18 protein-coding genes are annotated in these 16,739 nt (G+C 72.9%); 7 read left to right on the top strand and 11 right to left on the bottom strand.

Annotated elements, in window-relative coordinates; translation table 11 throughout:
* Window positions 1-45 precede the first annotated feature (45 nt).
* From rsrA to BN39_RS11875, 3 genes are all read right to left on the bottom strand, one after another.
* Window positions 46-327, bottom strand: coding sequence for a mycothiol system anti-sigma-R factor (gene rsrA, locus BN39_RS11885; RefSeq protein WP_019202627.1), 282 nt, complete (start codon window positions 325-327; stop codon window positions 46-48).
* The gene (locus BN39_RS11880) at window positions 324-1,004 is read right to left on the bottom strand and encodes a sigma-70 family RNA polymerase sigma factor (RefSeq protein ID WP_019202626.1); all 681 of its coding nucleotides are present in this window, start codon (window positions 1,002-1,004) and stop codon (window positions 324-326) included. The genes rsrA and BN39_RS11880 overlap by 4 nt, the downstream gene beginning before the upstream one ends.
* 101 nt (window positions 1,005-1,105) lie before the next feature.
* Window positions 1,106-1,576: a nitroreductase family deazaflavin-dependent oxidoreductase gene (locus BN39_RS11875; RefSeq protein WP_019202625.1), complete on the bottom strand. Its 471-nt coding sequence runs from the start codon at window positions 1,574-1,576 to the stop codon at window positions 1,106-1,108.
* Window positions 1,577-1,760: 184 nt separating this feature from the next.
* On the opposite strand from BN39_RS11875, the gene ybaK reads away from it, so the two are divergent.
* Window positions 1,761-2,249 carry a Cys-tRNA(Pro) deacylase gene (ybaK, locus tag BN39_RS11870; RefSeq protein WP_019202624.1) on the top strand — a complete coding sequence of 163 codons (489 nt, stop codon included), beginning with the start codon at window positions 1,761-1,763 and terminating at the stop codon, window positions 2,247-2,249.
* 78 nt (window positions 2,250-2,327) lie between these two features.
* Window positions 2,328-4,439: an SDR family oxidoreductase gene (locus BN39_RS11865; protein ID WP_019202623.1), complete on the top strand. Its 2,112-nt coding sequence runs from the start codon at window positions 2,328-2,330 to the stop codon at window positions 4,437-4,439.
* A 3-nt stretch (window positions 4,440-4,442) separates the two neighbouring features.
* Here BN39_RS11865 and BN39_RS11860 read toward each other — a convergent pair whose 3' ends face one another.
* Entirely contained in the window at window positions 4,443-5,096 is a 654-nt protein-coding gene (locus BN39_RS11860) for a helix-turn-helix domain-containing protein (RefSeq protein ID WP_019202622.1), read from the bottom strand.
* A gap of 60 nt (window positions 5,097-5,156) precedes the next feature.
* Between BN39_RS11860 and BN39_RS11855 the strand changes: the two genes are divergently transcribed.
* Both BN39_RS11855 and BN39_RS11850 read left to right on the top strand, forming a co-directional pair.
* Window positions 5,157-5,549 carry a VOC family protein gene (locus BN39_RS11855; protein WP_202803287.1) on the top strand — a complete coding sequence of 131 codons (393 nt, stop codon included), beginning with the start codon at window positions 5,157-5,159 and terminating at the stop codon, window positions 5,547-5,549.
* A gap of 77 nt (window positions 5,550-5,626) precedes the next feature.
* Window positions 5,627-6,979, top strand: coding sequence for an NAD-dependent succinate-semialdehyde dehydrogenase (locus BN39_RS11850; protein WP_019202620.1), 1,353 nt, complete (start codon window positions 5,627-5,629; stop codon window positions 6,977-6,979).
* Window positions 6,980-6,983: 4 nt separating this feature from the next.
* Here the strand turns inward: BN39_RS11850 and BN39_RS11845 are convergent, their stop codons facing one another.
* Genes BN39_RS11845 through BN39_RS11835 form a run of 3 tightly spaced genes read right to left on the bottom strand, consistent with a single transcriptional unit; the run spans window position 6,984 to window position 9,069 of the window.
* Complete coding sequence (locus BN39_RS11845; protein ID WP_019202619.1) at window positions 6,984-7,739, bottom strand: SOS response-associated peptidase; 756 nt, start codon at window positions 7,737-7,739, stop codon at window positions 6,984-6,986.
* The gene (gene soxR / locus BN39_RS11840) at window positions 7,740-8,195 is read right to left on the bottom strand and encodes a redox-sensitive transcriptional activator SoxR (RefSeq protein ID WP_019202618.1); all 456 of its coding nucleotides are present in this window, start codon (window positions 8,193-8,195) and stop codon (window positions 7,740-7,742) included.
* Between the two features lie 34 nt (window positions 8,196-8,229).
* A complete protein-coding gene (locus BN39_RS11835; protein ID WP_019202617.1) occupies window positions 8,230-9,069 on the bottom strand; it encodes a DUF5642 family protein in 840 nt (279 codons plus the stop codon).
* A 65-nt stretch (window positions 9,070-9,134) separates the two neighbouring features.
* Here BN39_RS11835 and aroA point away from each other — a divergent pair, with 65 nt between their 5' ends.
* The 3 genes from aroA (at window position 9,135) to BN39_RS11820 (ending at window position 12,663) form a co-directional block, all read left to right on the top strand.
* Complete coding sequence (gene aroA / locus BN39_RS11830) at window positions 9,135-10,427, top strand: 3-phosphoshikimate 1-carboxyvinyltransferase (RefSeq protein ID WP_040766217.1); 1,293 nt, start codon at window positions 9,135-9,137, stop codon at window positions 10,425-10,427.
* On the top strand, window positions 10,424-11,416 hold the full coding sequence (rsgA, locus tag BN39_RS11825) for a ribosome small subunit-dependent GTPase A (RefSeq protein ID WP_192814865.1): 993 nt from the start codon (window positions 10,424-10,426) through the stop codon (window positions 11,414-11,416). The genes aroA and rsgA overlap by 4 nt, the downstream gene beginning before the upstream one ends.
* 65 nt (window positions 11,417-11,481) lie before the next feature.
* The gene (locus BN39_RS11820; RefSeq protein ID WP_019202614.1) at window positions 11,482-12,663 is read left to right on the top strand and encodes a glycosyltransferase; all 1,182 of its coding nucleotides are present in this window, start codon (window positions 11,482-11,484) and stop codon (window positions 12,661-12,663) included.
* 24 nt (window positions 12,664-12,687) lie between these two features.
* Here the strand turns inward: BN39_RS11820 and BN39_RS11815 are convergent, their stop codons facing one another.
* The 4 genes from BN39_RS11815 to BN39_RS11800 all read right to left on the bottom strand — a co-directional run bounded on the left by BN39_RS11815 (window position 12,688) and on the right by BN39_RS11800 (window position 16,704).
* The gene (locus BN39_RS11815; protein ID WP_019202613.1) at window positions 12,688-13,140 is read right to left on the bottom strand and encodes a GNAT family N-acetyltransferase; all 453 of its coding nucleotides are present in this window, start codon (window positions 13,138-13,140) and stop codon (window positions 12,688-12,690) included.
* Between the two features lie 7 nt (window positions 13,141-13,147).
* Window positions 13,148-13,597: a hypothetical protein gene (locus tag BN39_RS11810; protein WP_148281470.1), complete on the bottom strand. Its 450-nt coding sequence runs from the start codon at window positions 13,595-13,597 to the stop codon at window positions 13,148-13,150.
* 89 nt (window positions 13,598-13,686) lie between these two features.
* Window positions 13,687-15,075 carry an FAD-dependent oxidoreductase gene (locus BN39_RS11805; RefSeq protein ID WP_019202611.1) on the bottom strand — a complete coding sequence of 463 codons (1,389 nt, stop codon included), beginning with the start codon at window positions 15,073-15,075 and terminating at the stop codon, window positions 13,687-13,689.
* A gap of 69 nt (window positions 15,076-15,144) precedes the next feature.
* Window positions 15,145-16,704 (bottom strand): PucR family transcriptional regulator, encoded by a 1,560-nt coding sequence (locus tag BN39_RS11800; RefSeq protein WP_019202610.1) that lies wholly within the window; start codon window positions 16,702-16,704, stop codon window positions 15,145-15,147.
* Window positions 16,705-16,739 lie beyond the last annotated feature (35 nt).

Below are 16,739 nucleotides of genomic sequence, written 5' to 3'. Positions count from 1 at the left end.
TCGACGGGCCCTCGTGGCGTCTGCGGGTGCGGCCCCGCCGCGCGGTCACTCGCTGCGGAAGTGGACCTCGGTGTGCCGGAGCGTGATGGTCAGCCGCTCGCGCAGCCCCTCGGGGGCGCGCTCGCCGCCGCACTTGCGGTTGACCAGCGACTTGATCTGCTGCTCGATGCCGTAATGCGACAGGCACTGCGAGCAGCCGTCGATGTGGGCCTTCAGGCGCGCCTTGGCATCGGCGTCGCACTCGTTGTCCAGGAGGAGCCAGATGTCCGCCATCACGGCGGAACAGTCGAGCTCCAGATCCGGGTTGCCGTCCGACGAGTACGTCACTTCTCTACCTCCTGGTCGTCCCCGCCGTGCGCGCCGTCACCGTCGGCCGCCTCGCGCAGGAAACCCCGCTCCTTCGCGACGCCCTCCAGCTCCGCCCGCAACTGCCGGCGGCCGCGGTGCAGCCGGGACATGACGGTGCCGATGGGCGTGCCCATGATCTCGGCGATCTCCTTGTAGGGGAATCCCTCCACGTCGGCGTAGTACACCGCCATGCGGAAGTCCTCGGGGAGCTTCGCCAGAGCCTGCTTGATCTCATCGTCGGGCAGTGCGTCCAGCGCCTCGATCTCCGCGGAGCGCAGGCCGGTGGAGCTGTGCTCCGCGGTGGCCGCGAGCTGCCAGTCGGTGATCTCGTCCGTGGGGTACTGCGCGGGCTGCCGCTGCTTCTTGCGGTAACCGTTGATGTACGTGTTGGTCAGGATGCGGTACAGCCAGGCCTTGAGGTTCGTGCCCTTGCGGAAGCTGCGGAACGCGCTGTACGCCTTGACGTAGGTCTCCTGGACCAGGTCCTCCGCGTCGGCGGGATTGCGGGTCATCCGCAGGGCCGCGCCGTACAGCTGATCCAGCAGCGGCAGCGCCTCGGCCTCGAAACGGGCCGTCAACTGCTCGGGCGTCTCCTCGGCCTCGGTGGCCTCGGCGGCGTCCAGCGCAGTCACGTCCGTGTTGTCACCGTCCGTCATGCCATCGAAGGCTACCGGCCGCTCCAGGACGGCCGCGCTGGTACCTGCACTCACGGAATCTGCAACAGCGCGCCGCGCCGGGTTGTTCCCGCCGGCCGGAGTCAGTGCAGGCGGAAGCGGACCATCGGCAGGTGTTCGACGGGCTCGCCCCAGGCCTCGTCCAGCGCCGCCTTGAGGCCCTTCCACGCGGCCGGGTGCTGCCGCTTGTACCGGTCGAGCGCCTCCTCGGAGGCCTCCCGGTCGAGCAGTTCCGCGGTCGCCTCGCGCCGGGTCCGCCCGACGGTGACGTGGCACCGCGGCGTTGCCCGCAGGTTCCGGTACCACTGCGCCCGCTCGCCGAATCCGCTGCTCACGACCACGGTGTCGGCGTCCGGCCGGTCCGCCGCCTCGAGCACCACGTACCGCGGCTCGCCGCTCGTGCGGCCGATGTGCTCGATCATGACCATCCGCGGGCCGAGCACGAAGCCGAGGCCGTGGCGGAAGAGCCAGATCGGGGCCCTGACCAGGCCCCGGGTCTGCAGAGCCCGCGCGGCCAGCGTCGACGGGGAGAAGTTCGCACCGATCCGTCCCATGCCCCCGAACGTACGCCCGCGCACCGTCGCCCGCGTTCCCGCGTGGCGGCGCTCCCTAGATGTGATGTCCAGGGACGGTGTCTCCCCAGGGGGCGGAGCATCTCCCTAGTGACCGCACGCTGGGGAGACGGCGTCGGCGGTGGGGAGAGCGCGCCCCTCTCGGGCCGTCACTAGGATCGGCGGCATGGGGAAGAAGGGTGGCGCGGCGACGCCCGCGATCGCGGCGCTGCAGGCCGCGGGCATCGCGTTCAGCACGCACGAGTACACCCACGACCCGCGCGCGGAATCGTTCGGCGGCGAGGCCGCGCAGGCGCTCGGCCACGACCCGGCGCGGGTGTTCAAGACGCTGGTCATCACCGACGGGAAGAACCTCGCGGTGGCGATCGTCCCGACGTCGGGCAGGCTCAGCCTCAAGGCCGCGGGCGCCGCTCTGGGGCTGCACCGGCCCGCGATGGCCGACCCGGACGACGTCCGCCGGGTGACCGGGTACGTCCTCGGCGGCGTCGCGCCCCTCGGCCAGCGCAAGCGGCTGCCGACCGCGATCGACGAGTCGGCGCTGGGCTTCGACACCGTGTTCTGCTCCGCCGGCCGACGGGGGCTCGAGGTCGAATTGTCCCCGTCGGACCTGGTGGCCGCCACGTCGGCGGCGGTGGCACCCCTGGCCGCTCCGTGACGTTCCGTGGTAATCAAGGGGGTAGCAGCGGGTCGTGACCGGTTTGGTGGCGACCGCATCGGAAAGTAGGTTCGTGGTATGGCCAGCTACTTCGTCACCGGCGGGACGGGCTTCATCGGCCGTGCCGTGGTGGCGCAGCTCGCCGCGGCGGACCGCGACGGCACCGTCTACGTGCTGGTGCGCGACGAGTCGCTCCCCCGCTTCGAGCTGCTGATCGCCGACCTCGGCCACGAATCGGCCCCGCAGGTGGTGCCCGTGGCGGGCGACATCACGGAGCCGGGCCTCGGAATCACGCCGGGCGACCTGCCGGACCACGTCGATCACGTGATCCACCTGGCGGCGCTGTACGACATGGACGCGCCCGAGGAGCTGCAGCAGCTGGTCAACGTGGACGGCACCCGCAACACCGTCGAGCTGGCGAAGCGGCTCGGGGCCGTGATGCACCACGTCTCCTCGCTGGCGGTGGCCGGCAACCACGAGGGCGCGTACTCCGAGACCGACTTCGACGTCGATCAGGGCTTCCCCACCCCGTACCACCGCACCAAGTTCGACGCCGAGGCCGTGGTCCGCGACTCCGACGTGCCGTGGCAGGTGTACCGGCCGTCCATCGTGGTCGGCGATTCCGTGACCGGCCGGATCGACAAGATCGACGGGCCGTACTACTTCTTCCCGGTGCTGCGGCTGATGGGCACCATCCCGCACCACCTGCACGTGCCTTTCGCGAGCCTCGGCTACACCAACATCGTGCCCGTGGACTTCGTGGCGTCCGCGATCGCCGCACTGGTCACCGCCCCGACGGTGCCGGGCACCGTGTTCCACCTGGCCCACCCCAAGGGCCAGAGCATGAGCACCCTGTACGACGCGATCGCCCCCGCGTTCTCCGGCCCCAAGACGGTGGCCCTGCCCAGCGCGCCGCTCGGCGAGTTCGCGGCGCGCATCGGCCGCCGCAACGAGGTGCGGGCGCTCCGCGACACCATCGCCCGCCAGCTGGGGATCCCGCCGGCGGTGCTGGACTACCCGTTCTACAACACCCGCTTCGATTCGGAGGCCACGCACGCCGCGCTCAAGGAGCTCGGGGTCCGGCTTCCGCGCCTGAAGTCCTACGGCCCCAGGATCTTCCGGTACTGGGCCGAGCACCTGGATCCGGCGCGCTACCGGCGCGACGATCCGCGGGGACCGTTGGTGGGCAAGCACATCCTGATGACGGGCGGCTCGTCGGGCATCGGCCGCGAGGCCGCGAAACAGGCGGTGCAGAAGGGCGCCGACGTGTTCATCGTGGCCCGCAAGCCGGAGGACCTGGCCGCGGCCGTGGTGGAGATCGAGGCGGAACCCGGCCTGGTGGGCGTCCCCAAGGGCACCGTGCGCGCCTACCAGTGCGACGTGACCGACCCCGAGGCCGTGAGCACCACGGTGCAGCAGATCCTCGCCGAGCACGGCCACGTGGACGTGCTGGTGAACAGCGCCGGCCGCTCCATCCGCCGGGCCACGATCAACTCGGTCGACCGCGCGCACGACTACCAGCGGACCATGGCCGTGAACTACTTCGGCGCGGTCTACCTGATCCTGGAGCTGTTGCCGCACATGATCGAACGCAAATCGGGGCACGTGGTCAACGTGTCCTCGATCGGCGTGCAGGTGCGCGGCCCGCGGTTCGCGGCGTACGTCGCCTCCAAATCTGCGCTGGAGGCGTTCAGCGACATCACCGCGGCGGAGACCATGTCGGACCACGTGACCTTCACCAACATCCACATGCCACTCACCCGCACCCGGATGATCGAGCCCACGGAGGGCTACGACAACGCGATGGCGCTGTCGGTGGAGAAGGCGGGCCAGATCGTGGTCCGCGCCATCGTCGAACGCCCGCGCCGGATCGACACCCCGCTCGGCACGCTGGCGCAGTTCGGCCAGTTCCTCTCCCCGCGCATCGCCGCGGCGGCCCAGCACCAGGGCTACCTCATGTCGCCGGAATCCGCTGCGGCGGAGAGCTCGAAGGGCGCCGTGATCGAGATCGTGCCCGAGGTGGACGAGGCGCCCACACCCAGCCAGCGCAGCCGGCTCGCGGCCACCCGGGACCTGTCGAAGGACCTCTCCTCCGCGGTCGCCAGCCCGCTGTTCGGCATCTCCGGCGACACCGGCATCCGCCGCCTCGCGCGCCGCACCATCAACCGCCTGCCCGGCATCAACTGGTAGGCGTCACCCGGCGGCCGGGCGCAGCTGCACCGGGGTCACCGTGGCCAGCGACCGCACCTCGCGGGTCAGGTGGGCCTGGTCCGCGTAGCCCGCGGCCGCCGCGGCCTCGACGAGCGGCACGCCCGTCCGGATCCCGGCCAGAGCCCGCTGGAACCGGAGGATCCGCGCCAACGTCTTCGGGCCGTACCCGAAAGAGCTGCGCGCCAACCGGTGCAGCGCCCGCTCCCCCAGCTCCGCCTCGGCCGCCACGGCGGCGACCGGGGCACCCGCCGCGAGGCGTCCCGCGACCGCCGTGATCCGACGGTCGAGCCGCACACCGTCGAGCAGGCGGGCCGCGATCCGCTCCGGATCCCGCAGCGGCCCGAGGCGGCGACGGGGCAGCACATCGGCGAGGTCCACACGCTCCCCCGTCAGCTCGTGCGCGGCGATCCCCAGCAGCTGAGGCAGCACACCGGGCGGGAACCGCACACCGTCGTGCCGCGCACCGTCGACGGTGGGCACCCGCGCAGCGACGGCGTCCGGCCCCGCGACGATGGGCCCGGACTCGGTGACGATGACGTCCATGCAGCCGTCGGGCAGGATCAGCGCGCCGCCGCCGGTGCCGACGCTGCGCCACCGGACGGCGCCCGGGATCGTCGATGGGCGCTCGCGGTACACCCGCTCAGTATGTCCGAAACGTTCAAGACGCACCGGCGCGAACGCACTAGCGTCGCAGCCATGACGGAACGACTGCGCTTCGACGCCATCGGCATGGTGACCGAGAACCTCTCCGCCTCACTGGATTTCTACCGCCGCCTCGGCCTGGACATCCCCGCGGGATCCGACGGCGAGCCGCACGTGGAGGCGGCGCTCCCCGGTGGCATGCGGCTGATGTGGGACACCGCGGACATGATCCGGCAGCACGATCCCGACTGGGCGAGGCCCACGGGCCAGAACGCGACCCTGTGCGTCCTGTGCTCCGCGCCGGCCGTGGTCGACGAGGTGCACGCCGAGCTCACCGGCGCCGGGTACGGCAGCGCCATGCAGCCGTTCGACGCGCCGTGGGGCCAGCGCTACGCGGGCGTCCTCGATCCCGACGGGTACCAGGTGCAGCTGTTCGCCTGGCAGTAGCGGTCTTCGCGGGACGCAGCGCCCGGAAACTGCCTATCGTGGGAGGACATTCACCGTCCCGACACGAGGAGATCCCTATGGTCGACATCCAGTACGCCGTGACGAACCCCGCCACCGGCGAGGTTCTGCAGACCTACCCCACGGCGGAGCCGGCCGAGATCGAGGCGGCCGTCGCGGCCGCGTCGAAGGCCGCGCTGAGCTGGCCGCGGTCGTCGACCGTCGCGGACCGCGCCGCCCTGGTGCGACGCGTCGCGGAACTGCACACCGAGCGCCGGCAGATGCTCGCCGAGATCATTCGACGGGAGATGGGCAAGCCGCTCGAGGACGCGCTCGGTGAGGTGGACTTCTCCGCCGCGATCTACACGTACTACGCGGACAACGCCGAGAAGTTCCTCGCCGACGAGCCGGTGGAACTCCTCGAGGGCGACGGTTCCGCGCTGGTGCGCCGCGCGCCGATCGGCGTGCTGTTCGGGATCATGCCGTGGAACTTCCCCTACTACCAGGTGGCGCGGTTCGCGGCCCCGAACCTGGCCGTGGGCAACACGATCGTGCTCAAGCACGCGCCGCAGTGCCCCGAATCCGCGGAGGCGCTGCAGCTGATCTTCGACGAGGCGGGGCTCCCGTCGGGGGCGTACGTCAACATCCGCGCCACCAACGAGCAGGCCGCCGACATCATCGCCGACCCACGGGTCGCCGCGGTGTCCCTCACCGGCTCGGAGCGCGCGGGCGCCGCCGTCGCGGAGGTGGCCGGACGCAACCTCAAGAAGTGCGTCCTCGAGCTGGGCGGATCGGACCCGTTCCTCGTGCTGTCCTCGGACGACATGGACGCCACCGTCGACGCCGCGGTGGCGGGCCGCCTCGACAACACCGGGCAGTCCTGCAACTCCGCCAAGCGGTTCATCGTGGCGGCCGAGGTCTACGACGACTTCCTCGCGAAGTTCACCGCGAAGCTGCTGGCCGCGGGCGACGGCATCGCGCCGCTGTCCTCCGAGCGCGCGGCGATCACTCTCGAGAAGCAGGTGGCGCAGGCCGTGGACGCGGGCGCCACCCTGACCATCGAGGGCGAACGCAGCGGCGCGTTCCACCCGCCCGCGGTGCTGACCGGCGTCACCGAGGACAACCCCGCGTTCCGGCAGGAGCTGTTCGGCCCCGTCGCCACCGTCTACCGCGTGGAGGGCGAGGCAGAGGCCGTCGCGCTGGCCAACGACACCCCGTTCGGCCTGGGCTCCTACGTGTTCACCACCGACCCCGAGCAGGCCGCCCGCGTCGCGGACGGCATCCAGGCCGGCATGGTGTTCGTCAACGGCGTCCTCGCGGAGGGCGCGGAGCTGATCTTCGGCGGCGTCAAGCGCTCCGGTTTCGGCCGCGAGATGGGGCGCTACGGCATCGAGGAGTTCGTCAACAAGAAGCTCATCCGCACCGTGCGCTAGCCGGTCACAGCAGGCTGAGCTGACCCGGTTCGCTGCCCGGTTCGGTGCGCTCGGTCAACTGCGGGCCGTCGTTCTTGACCGAGTTCACCAGGGCGGAGACGGGGCGGATCTCGATCCGCTCCGCCACGTCGAGCGCGGGCGGCGCCAGCAGGGCCGGATCGGCGGGACCGTCGGGGTTCAGCCACGCATCGAAGGACTCCGGGGTGAGCACCAGCGGCATCCGGTCGTGCACCTCCCGCAGCGGGCCCACGGCGTCGGTGGTGAGCACGGTCGCGGACAGGGTGGGCGGCACGTCGAGCCCGGCGCCCTGCGGCCGCCACACCGACCACAGGCCCGCGACGTACAGGCGGGTGCCGTCGATAGGCGTGAGGTAGGTGGGCTGCTTCTTCGGCTTCGGGCCGTCCTCCAGGACCTGCCACTCGTACCAGCCGTCCATCGGGATCAGGCAGCGCTTGGACTTCACGGCGGTGCGGAACGCCGGCTTCTCGGCGATCGATTCGGCGCGCGCGTTGAACAGCGGCGGACCGCTGAGCGTCTTCTGCCAGTGCGGCAGCAGGCCCCACCGCATGGCCCGCAGCCGCCGGGCGGCCGGCGCCTCGGGCTCCTCACGGGAGTGCCGGGCCACGACGGTGACGATGTTCGTGGTGGGCGCGACGTTGAAGCCGGGCACGTCGAGCTCGGTGCCCGCGGTCTCGTCGACGGCGTCGATCTCGGCCGCGAGCAGCGCAGGATCAGTGGTGACCGCGTACCGACCGCACATCTAGGCCTCCTCGAAGCTGTCGAACACGCGCCGCGGGCCCGCGCCGGTGGTGGCCAGCGCGTCGTGCGGGTTGGCGAGGGTGCACGAGGCCATGGACAGGCAGCCGCAGCCGATGCAGTCGGTGAGGTTGTCACGCAAGCGGGTGAGCTCGTCGATCCGGTGCGACAGGTCGTCGTGCCAGAACTTCGAGAGCCGCTCCCAGTCCTTCTTGGTGGGCGTGCGGCCGTCGGGCAGCGTCGCCAGCGCCTCGCGGATGGTGGCGAGCGGGATCCCCACGCGGTGGCTGATCCGGATGAACGCCACCCGGCGCAGCATGTCGCGCGGGAAGCGGCGCTGGTTGCCCGCCGTGCGGCGGGAGCTGATCAGCCCCTCGCGCTCGTAGAAGTGCAAGGCGGACACGGCGACGCCGCTGCGGGCCGCGAGCTGACCGACGCTGAACTCCCGGGTGGTCTCCACCCCGTCGAGCCTACCCTGAAGAAAGGTTCAGGGTTCAGCGCGCGGGCGCGGGCGCCGGGCTCGACGGTGCCGGCTTCGCGGCCGGATTGGCCGACGGTGCGGGCTGGCCCGGCTTGGCGGACGGCGCCGGGGCGCCGGGCTTGGCCGACGGCTTCGGCGCGGGCGCCTGCTGCCGCGGCTCCGGCGGCTTCTTGACGATGGCGATCTGCGTGGTCAGCAGGTCCACCGCGAGCTGATCGTCCGCGCCGACGAAGGGCGCGGGCTCGCGGGACTCGCGGCCGCCGCGCAGCGACACCGTGACGCCGTTGACCACGGCGGTGTACTGCCGCGACTGCAGGTACTGCACCTGGTTGCCGCGCTTGGTCTTGGTGGTGAACTCGACGCCCAGGCCGTCGGGGGCGCCGGCGACCGCGATCGGGCGCACGGTGACCTCGGAGGTGCCGCCGTCACGGAACGCCTTGAAGGTCTTGCACTTGTCCAGCGCGGCGCGCTGCGGGGCGAGGTCCACCGCGAACTTGGAGACGACCATCGACCAGTTCACGCCGCGGGCCGAACCGTTGGTCTGCGCGGTGTCGGTGCCCTTGGGGATCGGGAAGCCCGCGTACAGGGCCTTGCACTGCGCCGGGTCGACCTTGGTGCCGTTGAGCGACGCCCAGGCGCCGTTCCAGCCGGCGGCCGCGCCGGACAGCATCGCGCCGCCGAAGTTCATCCCGTCCGGCAGATTGCCCGAACCGATGACCAGCTCGCCGGCCCGGTTCTTGGGCGGCTCGGCGGGCTTGGGGTCGGCCGACGCGACGGGTGCGAGCACCCCGGCGGCGGTCGCCAGAGCGGCGGCGGTGGCGGCAACGCCCACGGACAGAGAAGTGCGCTTCATCGAGAGTCTCCCGGTGTTCCTCGAGCTTCTTGCACAGCAAGGTATCACGCGGTGAGGGGACCCTCATGTGGGAGGATGGGCGCGTGGAGCTTTGGGATGCGCCGGTCGCCGAGGGCCCGGTGTCGGGCACCGTTGTGCTGCCCGGCTCGAAATCGATCACCAATCGCGCGTACATCCTTGCGGCACAGGCACCGTCGGCCTCCACACTGACCAACACGCTGCGCAGCCGGGACACCGACCTCATGGCCCGGGGCCTCACCGCCCTGGGCGCCGGGGTGAGGTTCGAAACCGATACCACGGTTTCCGTCACCGGCGGGGACCTGCACGGCGGCGAGGTCGACTGCGGGCTGGCCGGCACCGTCATGCGGTTCCTCCCGCCCCTCGCCGCGGGGGCGGGCGGCACAGTCGCGTTCGACGGGGACCCCCAGGCCCGGACCCGCCCGCTGGGCATCGTGCTCGACGCCCTGCGCGGCCTCGGCGCGCGGATCGACGGCGACGGGCTGCCGTTCACCGTGCACGGCGACGGCCCGATCCGCGGCGGCGCCGTGACCATCGACGCCTCGGCGAGCTCGCAGTTCGTCTCCGGACTCCTGCTGAGCGGCCCGGGCTTCGCCGAGGGCGTCACCGTGCACCACGACGGAAAGCCCGTGCCGTCCATGCCGCACATCGAGATGACCGTCGCCATGCTGCGCGCCGCCGGCGCCGAGGTGGACACCTCGGAACCGAACACCTGGCGCGTCGCGCCGGGCGGGCTGCGGGCGCACGACTGGACCGTGGAGCCGGACCTGTCCAACGCCACCGTGTTCCTCGCCGCGGCCGCGGCCACCGGCGGCGCCGTGACCGTGCCGCACTGGAACCCCGCGTCGACCCAGCCCGGCGTGCAGTTCGCCGACATCCTCGCCGCGATGGGGGCCGAGGTCACCGTCGCCGACGGTGCGCTCACCGCGCGCGGCACCGGCGGCTTGCGCGGCGTGGAGTGGGACCTGCGCGACATCGGCGAGCTCACGCCGACGGTCGCTGCGCTCGCCGCGCTCGCCGACGGCCCGTCGCGGCTGCGGGGCATCGCCCACCTGCGCGGCCACGAGACCGACCGGCTCGCGGCCCTCACCGCGGAGATCACGGCGCTCGGCGGCCGCTGCGCGGAGACCGAGGACGGCCTGCGCATCGAGCCCGCGCCCCTGCACGGCGGCGTGTGGCACAGCTACGCCGACCACCGGATGGCCACCGCGGGCGCCATCCTGGGGCTGGTGACGCCGGGCGTGCAGGTGGAGGACGTGGGCACCACGGCCAAGACCATGCCGGACTTCCCCGCCATGTGGCACGCCCTGCTCACCGGCGACGGGGGCGGACGCTCCTGAGCCGCCGCGAGTACGACGAGTCCGATGTCCGGGTGCGCCCGGGCAGGGGCAGCCGTCCGCGCACCAAGAACCGGCCCGACCACAGCGAGGCCGCGACGGCGATGGTGGTCTCGGTGGACCGCGGGCGGTGGGGCTGCGCGCTCGACGGGGAGCCCGAGAACGTCGTGGTGGCGATGCGGGCCCGCGAACTGGGCCGCACGCCGATCGTGGTCGGCGACACCGTGGGCGTGGTCGGCGATCTCACCGGCCGCAAGGACACCCTCGCGCGGATCGTGCGCGTCGACGACCGGCGCACGGTGCTGCGCCGCACCGCCGACGACACCGACCCGTACGAGCGGATCGTCGTCGCGAACGCCCAGCAGCTGCTCATCGTGACCGCGCTGGCCGATCCCCCGCCGCGCACCGGCTTCGTGGAACGCGCGCTCATCGCCGCCTACGCGGGCGGCCTCACGCCCGTGCTGTGCCTGACCAAGAGTGATCTCGCCGACCCGGACGAGTTCACCGCCGCCTTCGCGGACCTGGACGTGCAGGTGCTGCTGGCCGGGCGCGGTGACCCCGTCGACGAGGCGCGGGACCTGCTCACGGGGCACGTCACGGCCCTCATCGGGCACAGCGGCGTCGGCAAGTCGACGCTGGTCAACCGCCTGGTCCCGGACGCCAACCGGGCGACGGGGGTGGTCTCCGGGGTCGGCAAGGGGCGGCACACGTCCACCCAGTCCGTGGCGCTCTGGCTGCCCGACGGCGGGTGGGTGATCGACACGCCCGGCATCCGCAGCTTCGGCCTCGCGCACATCTCCACCGAGGACGTGATCGACGCCTTCCCCGACCTCGCCGACGTCGTCGAGGACTGCCCGCGCGGCTGCACCCACCTCGGCCCGCCCGCGGATCCGGAGTGCGCCCTGGACGCCCTGGAGGGGACGGCGCACCGTCGGGCGATGGCCGTCCGCGGCCTCCTGGCGGACCTCGCGTCGACCCCCGACTGGGCCTGATCCGGCCCGCGTGAGGCGGACCACAAATAATTCGTTAGTCGAACGACCCGCCGTATCCTGGACCGGTGAAGATTCTGGTGACGGGCATCGCGGGCTACTCCCACCTCGCTCCCTTCGTCCTGCCCGCGGCGGCCGCGCTGCGCGCCGCGGGGCACGACGTGACCGTCGCGGTCCCGGCCGCGGCGCGCGACATGGTGGCCGAGCAGGGGTTCACGGTGCTCGCGCTCGACGGGGTGCCCGCGATGGGCGAGGTGGCCACCGATCCACCGCTCCGGGCCGACGCCTTCTCGGTGACCGATTACCAGCCGCCCGCCGAGCGGTACCCCTTCGCGGGCGTCGCGCCGTCCACCCGGGCGAGCGCCCGCGCGTTCGTCGGGGTGATCGGGCACCGCGCGGCCTCCGCGCTCCTGGACCGGCTCGACGGCGCCGTACCGGACCTCGTCGTGCGGGACAACACCGAGTTCGGCGGGTACCTCGTGGCCGAGCTGCTCGGCTGCCCGCAGCTCACGCTCGACGTGGCACCGATGTTCGAGGAGGATTCCCCGGAGGTCCTGGAGGTGGTGAACGCGCTGCGCGCGGCGCACGACCTCGCCCCGGTGGACGCGCTGCCCCGCGGGCCCCGGCTCGCGCAGGCCCCCGCCGACTTCTACCCGCCCGCGCGGCGGGCGCCGGACCTGCACTGCTTCCGGCCCGGGCCGCACGGACACGCCCCGCTCGATCCGGCGATCGCCGACCTGCCCGCGGACCGGCCACTCGTCCTGGCGAGCCTGGGCTCGGTCGCTCCGGCGTCCGGGATCGCGACGGACCTCCTGGACCGGATCGTCGACGCCCTCGGCGCGCTCGACGTGTACGCCGTGGTGGCGACGGGGCCGCACGAGGTGCGCACCCCGCCGCCCTCCGTGATCCTCACGGACTTCGTGGACCAGCGGACCGTGCTGGCCACGTGCGACGCGTTCGTCACGCACGGCGGTTTCAACAGCGTCCGGGAATCGCTCCAGGCGGGCGTCCCCATGGTGGCGCTGCCGCTCTTCGGCGATCACCCGCCGAACGCGGAGCGGGTCGAGCAGCTCGGCGCCGGGATCACTCTGCCGCCGGCGGACGCCACCGCGGGCGAGATCGCCGCCGCCACCGAGAAAGTGCTCGGGGACACCGGATTCCGGCGGCACGCGCGCCGGTTCGCGCGGCGCAGCAGCGCGCTCCCCGACCTCGCCGCGTTCCCCGCGCTGCTGCCCGAGATCCTGGCCTGACCAGCCCGGCCGGGGCCCGGCCGGTCAGAGCGCGAGCGTGAAGAAGGTGCTGTTCGGGTCCTCGGCGTAGTCGCCGAAGGGCGGGCACTCCGCGAAGCCGAGGGAGCGGTAGAGCGCCCGCGACGGGGCGAAGAACTCCTGGCTGCCGGTCTCCAGGGAGATCCGCCGCACCCCGCGGGACCGGGCGTCGTCGACCGCGAACGCGACGAGCCGCCGGCCGATGCCCCGCCCGCGCGCCGCCGGCGCGGACCGCAGGCTCTTGAGTTCCTCGTGCCCCGGCGCGAGGCCCGCGAGGGCGACGGTGCCGAGGAGCGCGCCGCCCTCGCGCAGGGTCCACAGCCGCACGTGCGGCGCGCGCAGGTCCTCGAGGCCGAGGGCGTGCTGGCTCTCCGGCGGCGCCGTGGGCGCCATGTCCGCGTGGTGCGCGGCGACGAACGCCGCGAGCTCGGGGTCGCCGAAGTCGGCCGGGATGATCACTCCCCCATCAGATCACGGGGTAGGTGGCCGAGCACGTGGCGGTGAGCTTCTGTCCGAACACACCCCAGCTCGCCACGATCTTCGCGTTCATCGCCACCTCGCCGGAGCCGGTGGGCACCTCGTGCCAGAACATGTCGGCGGCGTTCTCGGCATGACCGGTGAGGTGGCCCGTCCTCCCCGTCTTGACGTTCCGCCAGTCCAGGGTCCCCTCCACGCCGTGCGCGGTGATACCGATTCCCGGTGCCCAGCCCTTCAGCGCGATGTGGGCCTTGCCGCTCGGATTCCGGCGGTCGTAGCTGACCTGGGCGGCGCTCAGCGCGATGTTCGCCTTCGAGCAGATCTGCGAGTACACCGGCGTCGGGTTCGCCGTCGCGCCGGGCGCGGCGACACCCGCCCCCAGCCCCACGATCGCGGTCGCTGCCAGCACGGAGGTCGTGCGACGAAGGAACACTGTCATCATCTCCTCATCGGTCGGTGGCCGAACACACTCGATGAGGATGTCGATTCGGGGCCGGGCACCGTTACCCGGCGACGGCCGGTCCTGCTCTAGGCGGGCGTCTCGCCGGAGCCACCCAGCGCGGCGTCGACCATCTCGTCGACGCTGGTGAGCTTCACCCGCGGCCGGTCGTGCTCCTCGGCGAGCGCCGTCTCGTGCGCGTCGATCGCCATCCAGCCGTCGTACTCGACCAGGTTCTCCACCCGCTCCGCGATGAGCTTCTCGACCTGCGCACCGTCGAACGCGCTGCGCGGGATCCGGCCCTCGGCGGCGTCGGCGAGCAGCACCGAGACGGTGTCCCGGGCGCAGTCCCGGTTCGTCGGGATCACGCCCGACGGTCCGCGTTTGATCCAGCCGACCACGTAGTGCCCGGGGAGCGGCTCGCCGTCGTAGCCGACGATCCTGCTGTCGGCGTTGCGGAAGACGCCCCGCTCGGTGTCGAACGGGATGCCCGGGATCGGGGTCCCGTGGTAGCCGACGGCGTGGATGACCAGGCCTGCGTCGTGCTCGTCGACGTGGCCGGTGGGCTGCGCCTCGACCGTGCCGTCCTCGCCCTCGACCAGCTCGTTGCGGGCGATCGAGACCGAGCGGACCGGGCCGCCCTTCCCCTCGCCGTTGATACCGACGACGGACCGCAGGAAGCGCAGCACGATGCGGCGGTCCGCGCCCGTGGGCTCGGCGGCGGCGAGCCTGCGCAGCTGCTTGATGTTGTTGCGCTCGACGGGCGGGCGGGCCTTGTCGCGCTCCTTGTCCTCCTCCGGCACGTCGGCGGGGTCGACGATCACGTCGACGCCGGGCAGCTTGCCCAGCTCCGCGACCTCGGCCGGGGTGAACGCGGCCTGTTCGGCACCGCGGCGGCCGAGCACGACCACCTCGCGCACGGCCGACCCGTGCAGGGCGCGGAGCGCGTGGTCGGCCATGTCCGTGCCGGCCAGCTTGTCGGTGTCGGTGACCAGGATCCGGGCCGCGTCGAGGGCCACGTTGCCGTTGCCGATCACGACGGCGCGCTCGACGCCCAGGTCCACGTCCAGCTCGCGCCGGTCGGGGTGGCCGTTGTACCAGCCCACGAAGTCGCTCGACGGGTGGTTGCCGGGTAGCCACGCCCCGTCGACCTCGAGGCGGCGGCCGCCCGAGGCGCCGATCGCGTAGATGACGGCGTCGTACCACTGGGCCAGCTCGGCGGCCGTGACGTGGGTGGCCACCTCGACGTTGCCGAAGTAGCGGAAGTTCTCGTGCTGCGCGGTGCGGTCGAAGATCTTGGTGACCGATTTGATGGCGGGGTGGTCCGGCGCGACGCCGTAGCGGACCAGCCCGAAGGGCGTGGGGAGGCGGTCGAACACGTCGACCTGGACCTCGACGTCGTCCTGTTCCAGCAGGTTCCCGGCGGCGAAGAAGCCCGACGGTCCCGATCCGACGATCGCCACGCGCAGCGCTGTCATCTTCCCTCTTCCGGTCACCCAGGGGCGCCGGACCTCGGCGTCCGGGGGCCAATCTACTCCTGCGCGCCGTCAGGTCGCCGCGGCCTGCGCCGCGTCCCGGAACAACAGGGCCGCGTGCAGCGACGCGCGCGACTCCCCGTCGTCCAGGTCGACGTCCAGCCGCTCGCGCAGGTCGTTCAGCCGTGCGTACAGGGTGGGACGCGAGAGATGAAGGCGCCGCGCGAGTTCCGTCTTGTTGCCCGCGGTCTCCAGGAACGCCCGCAGCAGCGCGAGGTCACCCGCCGGGTCCGGTCCGTCGACGATGCGGCGCAGCTCGGCGTGCGCGAACGCGCGGGTGCGCGTGTCGGCCACCAGCATCGCGGCGAGCCCCCGCAGCCGGGTGTCGGCGGCGCGGTGCACCCGCGGAGTCGCGCCGGGCATCGCCGCGACCACGGCGGCCACGTGCTCGGCCTCGGCGAGCCCGGCGACGGCGTCCACGATGCGGCCGGCGTGCGGGCCCGCGCCGACGGTGACGGCGCGCACCCCGCGCACCCGGCCCACCTCGGCGATGACCAGCTCGCCCGCCCTGTCCACCGCCGCCACGGGATCGGGTGCGGTGCAGGCGATCACCGCGTGCACCCCGCTCCCCGCGAGGGAGGCGATCGCGGTGAGCCGGGCCAGCCCGAGGGCGTGCCGGAACGCGTCCTGCACCTGCACCCTCCGGCGCCGGGTGCTCACCTCGTCGTGCCCGCTCTCGAGATCGACGCCGACGGTGACCGGCACGTAGAACCGCGCCACCTGCAGCCCCAGCGTGCGGGCGCGCGCCGACGCGCCGGCCTCGTCGGTGATCCGTCCGGCGCGGAGGTCGTCGAGGAGGCCGTGCTGCGCCTGCTGTTCGAGGGCCGCGCGGTCGCGCTCGACCATCTCGCGGAGCGTGAGCGCCTGGGCGGCGCGTTCGAGCACCGTGCCCACCCGGGTGCCGGGCTCGGCGAGCGGCGCGACCAGGCGCGCGAACACCGCACCGTCGACGCCCACGTCTGCCGCGACGCCGTCCGTCGCGGACCGCCGGGCCCACCCGGACAGGAGCTCCGACGCGCTGCGCCCGTGCTCGGCGAGGGCGAGCACGTGGTGTGCGCGGTCCTCGAAGACGACCGGGGTGCCGAGCAGTTCCGCTGCGGCGGAGACGATCTCGTCGGCATCGGCGCGGCGCATCGAGAGGTCGGTGAACACCTGGTGGCTGTGCCGCGCGAACTCCACCTCATCGAGCTGGCCCGCGACGATCGCGCGGTGCACCTGCTCGGTGACCGCGACGAACCGGATGCTGCGGTGCAACGCCACGAGGGGCATGCCGCCCGCCCGGGCGGCGTCGATCGCGGGTTGCGGCATCGCAGGCAGGCGGGGGCTGAGCTCGACGACGACGCCCGCGGCGCCGGCCTCGGCCAGCCCGGCGCAGAAGCCGTACGGATCCTCCGCGAGCGCGCGCCCGGTGGTGAGGATGAGCTCGCCGCCCGTGATGAGGTCGGCGACCTCGGCCACGTCGCCCACGTGGACCCACCGGACCTGCCGGTCGAGCCCGGCGGTCACCAGGGGTTCCGGCCGCCCCGTGCGCACCACGGGGAGGGCCAGCACGTCGGCGACGGTGAGCTCCATGTTACGAAGCGTAAAACACGAGGGCACATCTCTGA

The organism is Tsukamurella sp. 1534, assembly GCF_000312385.1.
Taxonomy (GTDB): Bacteria; Actinomycetota; Actinomycetes; order Mycobacteriales; family Mycobacteriaceae; genus Tsukamurella.
Note: the sequence above shows the minus strand (reverse complement) of the source record. Positions and strands in the feature narration are given on the sequence as shown.